The 1,385-nt window shown below is 45.5% G+C and carries 1 protein-coding gene; it reads right to left on the reverse strand.

Annotation, left to right across the window (positions count from 1 at the left end):
• Positions 1 to 14: 14 nt before the first annotated feature.
• The gene (locus GQS54_RS22840) at positions 15 to 1,286 is read right to left on the reverse strand and encodes an IS4 family transposase (RefSeq protein WP_166426218.1); all 1,272 of its coding nucleotides are present in this window, start codon (positions 1,284 to 1,286) and stop codon (positions 15 to 17) included.
• Positions 1,287 to 1,385 lie beyond the last annotated feature (99 nt).

The raw sequence follows: 1,385 nt of genomic DNA on the forward strand, positions 1-1,385 counted from the left end.
TCATACGTTGGACATTAAGAAATAATCGGTGTCAGGCCGGGCGCTAAACGCCCGCTCTCCCTATCTCGATCGGGATGCGCCCTTTTGGCGTATCTTGCCAAATAATCCACTGCCCTGTTCCATGTTTGTATTAATGCTGACTGGTCGAAGTGGATTATCGATTCCATTAATTTGTAAAACCAACCTTGTGTGTTTTTTGCCACCATAAAACTTGATATCGCTATTCCTTTTAGCTGTTGAATACTAAAGCCTATTCGTCGCTTTACCAGCAGCGCTAACAGACTCACCCAAATCAGACCTTCCATCATACTGGCCTTACGTGTATTGAATTTGCGCAGGTTGCAGTAGGATTTCCATTCTTTAAATAGCAGTTCGATTTGCCAGCGTAAGCCGTAGAGTTTGATGATGCTGTTGGCTGGGTACTCAGACCGAGGCAAGTTAGTCACCCAGTACGTGGGTTCGTTTTTGTCTTTCGGCCAACTGGCTATCATGCGGTAGCCGTGTGGATTTTCCACATCCATATCGACTACTCCACTACGTCGAATATGGGCCTTTACCTTTTTAAGGCTAACGTTTTTAAATCGCTTCAGGCGCTTGCCCTTCGCGGTGTAAGCCGCTGTTACAAGTGGATTACTCGTTGTCTTTGCCCTCACGGTATAAAACCCTCCTGACGCATGAATGTCACGTAAGTAGGACAGTTTGAAATAGCCTCTATCGGCTAAAAACAGCTTATTCCCTAGTGAGGCCGCTGGCGGCAGATAATCATATTCAGCCTTGCTATCGGCACTTACTGACACGGCATGCGGTTGGCTGCTTAACATATCCCAGCTCACATGTATCTCTACCGCGGCTGGGCTGATAGTGGTAAAGCGCCCTTTGAACACGTCACTCAGGCTATCGTGCACCGCAAACGAACTCCCATCTTGCACCACGATTTGCTCAAACATCGATAGATTAACGTCAGTTCCTAATATCTGTTGCTGCCAGTTTCCCATCGCCATCGCAACCAACCGCTTCATCATGTCAAGAAATTCAGGTTTACTGAGCTGGTTGTGGAACGGCTTGTACTGAACATCACTAAAGGTCAATCCTGTAAAATACCGGTGCAAGTCACTGATGCTATCCACAGACTTATCGCCGAGTGCCGTAAGTAACGACATCACCAGTTCAAAGGGCTTTACGACCCGTTGTCGGCAGCAAAATCCACTGCTTTTTCCGATATCGTTAATTTTAAATTCATTCAGGACTTTCGTTATCTTCGCAAGCTCGGTATTATTTTTATGCATGTTCTCAAATCTGTTTCAGAAGGTTTGTTTGGCGATAAACATCTGATCAGATTTAGAACATGCATTCAACCCCTAATTTCCTTAAGATCCTACGTATGA

The sequence above is a fragment of the Paraglaciecola sp. 20A4 genome, from assembly GCF_011378905.1.
Lineage (GTDB): Bacteria > Pseudomonadota > Gammaproteobacteria > Enterobacterales > Alteromonadaceae > Paraglaciecola.